Annotated in this window: 3 protein-coding genes and 1 pseudogene; 3 read left to right on the forward strand and 1 reads right to left on the reverse strand. The window is 58.3% G+C overall.

What is annotated here, in order from left to right; all coding sequences use genetic code 11:
- Nucleotides 1-107 precede the first annotated feature (107 nt).
- On the forward strand, nt 108-1,487 hold the full coding sequence (gene trmFO / locus NW815_RS08815) for an FADH(2)-oxidizing methylenetetrahydrofolate--tRNA-(uracil(54)-C(5))-methyltransferase TrmFO (protein ID WP_414388594.1): 1,380 nt from the start codon (nt 108-110) through the stop codon (nt 1,485-1,487).
- A 239-nt stretch (nt 1,488-1,726) separates the two neighbouring features.
- On the opposite strand, the gene NW815_RS08820 is transcribed toward trmFO, so the two are convergent.
- Complete coding sequence (locus tag NW815_RS08820) at nt 1,727-2,743, reverse strand: phosphotransferase enzyme family protein (RefSeq protein WP_187147247.1); 1,017 nt, start codon at nt 2,741-2,743, stop codon at nt 1,727-1,729.
- 359 nt (nt 2,744-3,102) lie between these two features.
- Between NW815_RS08820 and remA the strand changes: the two genes are divergently transcribed.
- The gene (remA, locus tag NW815_RS08825) at nt 3,103-3,372 is read left to right on the forward strand and encodes an extracellular matrix/biofilm regulator RemA (protein ID WP_414382990.1); all 270 of its coding nucleotides are present in this window, start codon (nt 3,103-3,105) and stop codon (nt 3,370-3,372) included.
- Between the two features lie 99 nt (nt 3,373-3,471).
- A pseudogene (locus NW815_RS08830) lies at nt 3,472-3,664 on the forward strand (guanylate kinase); the annotation flags it as partial.

The following is a 3,664-nucleotide window of genomic DNA, read 5'->3' on the forward strand; positions in this document are numbered from 1 at the left end:
TGCGTCAGCATGAGTGCGGGAGTATGTCACCATAGTGGGTTTGACCTGAGCCGTTTCCGGCCCTAGCAGGGTGCGCTCCATTCTTCTCTTCCCTCCCGGAGGTTGTGATGAACCCTCCAACTAACCCAAGGGCTTGCAGCCCGCTTGCACGAGCGGGAGCCTTTGCCCCCATCCATGTTGTGGGCGGGGGGTTGGCGGGGACAGAAGCTGCTTGGCAAATTGCCCAGGCAGGGTTGCCTGTCATCCTTTCGGAGATGCGCCCCGTGCGTCAGAGCCCGGCCCATCACACCGATCAGTTGGGGGAGCTGGTGTGCAGCAACTCCTTTGGGGCTGCGGCCAGCGATCGGGCGGCAGGGCTACTCAAGGAAGAACTGCGACAACTGGGATCCCTGGTGATCGCGACGGCGGATTGCCATGCAGTGCCGGCAGGAGGGGCATTGGCAGTGGATCGGGCCCGCTTCAGCCAGGCTCTCACGGAAGCCATTCAAAACCATCCCCGCATCACCCTGCGTCGGGAGGAGGTGACGGAGATCCCGGAGGGCATTGCCGTCCTCTGTACCGGCCCTCTGACCAGCGATCCCCTGGCCAAGGCACTGCAAGCCTTTACGGGCCTGGAGTACCTGAGCTTTTTTGATGCGTCTAGCCCCATTGTTACCGGGGATTCGTTGAACCGAGCGGTGGTGTTTCAGGCTTCCCGCTACGACAAGGGGGAAGCAGCCTATCTCAACTGCCCCATGACGGAAGCGGAGTACGAACGGTTTTGGCGGGCGCTGGTGGAGGCGGAGCAGGCGCCCCTCAAGGATTTTGAACGGGAGGAGCGCAAGTTTTTCGAGGGCTGCTTGCCGATTGAAGAAATGGCGCGCCGGGGCAAAGACACCCTCTGTTTCGGCCCCTTGAAGCCGGTGGGGCTGGTGGATCCGCGCACGGGATCCCGTCCTTACGCGGTGGTGCAGTTGCGGCAAGAGGACAAAGCAGGGCAGCTGTGGAACTTGGTGGGCTTTCAAACCAACTTGAAATGGGGAGAACAGCAGCGGGTCTTTCGCCTCATCCCCGGCCTGGAACAGGCGGAGTTTGTCCGCTTTGGGGTGATGCACCGCAATACATTTTTGAATTCGCCCCAGCTTCTGTGGCCGACCTTGCAATTTCGTCGCCGACCCACGCTGTTTGCCGCCGGCCAGTTGGTGGGCACCGAGGGCTATGCCTGCGCGGTGGCAGGGGGATGGTTGGCCGGACAGAACGCCGCCCGCCTGGCTCTGGGGTTGCCCTTGATCACGCTGCCCCCCGAAACGATGATGGGATCCCTGTTTCAATTCATCAGCAGCGCGGATCCCAAGCATTTTCAGCCGATGCCGGCCAATTTTGGGCTGCTGCCGGATTTGGAGGGGCGCCAGCTTCGCAACAAGCAAGAGCGCTATGGCCGTTACCGGGATCGGGCTTTGGCTGCTCTGAAAACGACTGGGTTGGTGCGCCAAGTGCAAACTGCCTAGGGGAGCTTGGAGCGTGTTCCCGACCATTGCGATCCAAGTCAAAGTCGAGATTGAGCGTTATCGTCATTTGAAACTAGATTGAGACACTTCCTAGGCGTTTCGCGACCGCCCCCAGCCCCTCTCCCTCTGGGGGAGGAGAGTCGGGAAGCAATGCCACAGAAATATTTAGAAATGTTTCATTCCTATGCCGCGGTAGCAGATCCCAAAACGAGCTGTCAAAAGCTGGGCAAACCTGTTGGCTACCTTCCCTCTTTCCGCTGCTCACAAGACAAAAGGGCGCGCATGGACTCCAACAGTTGGGGTGCCCTCTGGGTTAGGTCTTGATAGAGGCAAATTTGCTGTTGGCAGCGGGCCAGGTTATGGGCTTTGCGGCTGGGGTAGCGCTGGGGATCCCAATTCCAGTAAGCGTCTTCAAACCAATCCTGCAAAAAGCGCATCCCCAATTCCAGGGTAATCAGTTGGATCCCTTGGAGAAGGAGTTCCGGTTGTAGGGCGTGCAAGTTCCCGGTTTGGGCATAGCCCCGCAACCCGGCCAGGATCGCCTCTGGCTGAAGGGTATTTCCTCGTTTGCCCCAGGAGCGCAGGGCATCCCCCAATTCAACATAGAGATTGTGATACATAAAGGTGTCCAGATCCACCAGGCCCACAAATCGCCCCTGCTCATCGAACAAAAAGTTGTTGAACTTGAGATCGGCATGGATGATTTGAGTTGGGATCCCCGAGGGCAGCAGAAGATTGGGCACAGTTTCGATTAAAAACTGCCATTCTGCCTGCACTTCTGGGGCCGGCTCATACTGGCGTAGCTGTTGCCAAAGGTGAGCCGTATCGTGAAAATGCGGGATCTGGAAGCGAAAACGATAGTCCATCTGGGCCAAGAGTCGATGCAGGCGTCCAACGGCTGCCCCCGCCTCTTCCAGATAGCCCCAATTGGGAGGAGTTGGGTGACAGGATCCCGGCAGACAATCCATGACCCGCCACAGCCCTTCTGCCCAGGACAAGTGCAGGGATCCATCGCGAGCGCGGCGGAATTGGGGGACGGGGAAGCCGTGTTGTCTCAACCATTGGCCGATGGCTTGACCATCTTCAGTGACAGCAGGATCAAATCGGGGGTGAAGGCGCTGGACGATGAAGGATCCCTCAGAGGTGTTGAGTTTCCAAGTTTGGTGAATGAGGCCCACTCGGATGGCTTCGGGTGGCTCTGGATCCCCCAGTTGAAAGTGCTGGACAAGGGGATCCAGCCAAGTCAGGTCAAGCATAGGCAAGGAAGAAATCTATTCAAGCTTGGGGTGCTGGGTCGATCTTTTCGTTTTCAGAGCTGCCTCAAACCGCTTACCACAGCGGCGGCCTTTGAGGCTTACAGTTCAAGTTCCATTGAAGTGGCTTCATGTTGACGATTTTACCGTCCTCGATAAACAGGGCAAGTTGTTTGGGAGGGTGCAGCTTGTTATGCAACCACAGCCTTTTTGCGGCTCACCCGAACGGGACTTGTCGCCAGAACTCACTGCCCAATTGGCCGAGAACTCAGGTGTCGTTGTGGCAAACCCGCGAAAGAGCCCCATTTGCTACCTTAATGAAGGTTGCTGGCCGGACAACCGTTAGGTTCGCTCATCACCCCATGGATACCCGCCTAATCAACATTGGCTTTGGCAACATCGTCGCCGCTGGGCGTGTGGTCGCCATTGTCAGTCCCGAGTCAGCTCCCATCAAACGCATCATCAGCGATGCCCGCGAGAGGGGCCAGTTGATAGATGCCACCTATGGTCGTCGTACCCGCGCTGTCATTATCACCGATTCCGGGCACGTTATCCTCTCCGCCATCCAACCCGAAACCGTTGCCAACCGCTTCCTCACGGCCAAGCCCGGTTTGCCAGACGAAACCGAGTGAAAGCCATCGCTGTGAGCCGTCTGAGGAACCAGGAGTGAGATATCCTAAAACCAACCCAAACAAGTCAATTGCCCAGCCGTCTTGCGTCGGTCTCTGTCTATGCCAGCCTCTCCTACCCCAGTTCCCTCTGAGTGTACGCAGCAGCAGGGATCCCTTCCGGCTCCTACCCCGCGCGGTCGCTTGGTGGTTTTGACAGGGCCCAGCGGAGTGGGTAAGGGTACGCTGGTCAACCAGTTGCGCCAGCGCCACCCCGAGCTGTATCTCTCGGTTTCGGTCACCACCCGCCCCCCCC

Source organism: Synechococcus sp. R6-7 (genome assembly GCF_047461695.1).
GTDB lineage: Bacteria > Cyanobacteriota > Cyanobacteriia > Thermostichales > Thermostichaceae > Thermostichus.

Excerpts from the sequence above, each read along its gene's own strand:
- NW815_RS08820 (WP_187147247.1), bottom strand. The coding sequence starts at position 2,743 with ATGCTTGACCTGACTTGGCTGGATCCCCTTGTCCAGCACTTTCAACTG.
- remA (WP_414382990.1), top strand. The coding sequence starts at position 3,103 with ATGGATACCCGCCTAATCAACATTGGCTTTGGCAACATCGTCGCCGCT.
- trmFO (WP_414388594.1), top strand. The coding sequence starts at position 108 with ATGAACCCTCCAACTAACCCAAGGGCTTGCAGCCCGCTTGCACGAGCG.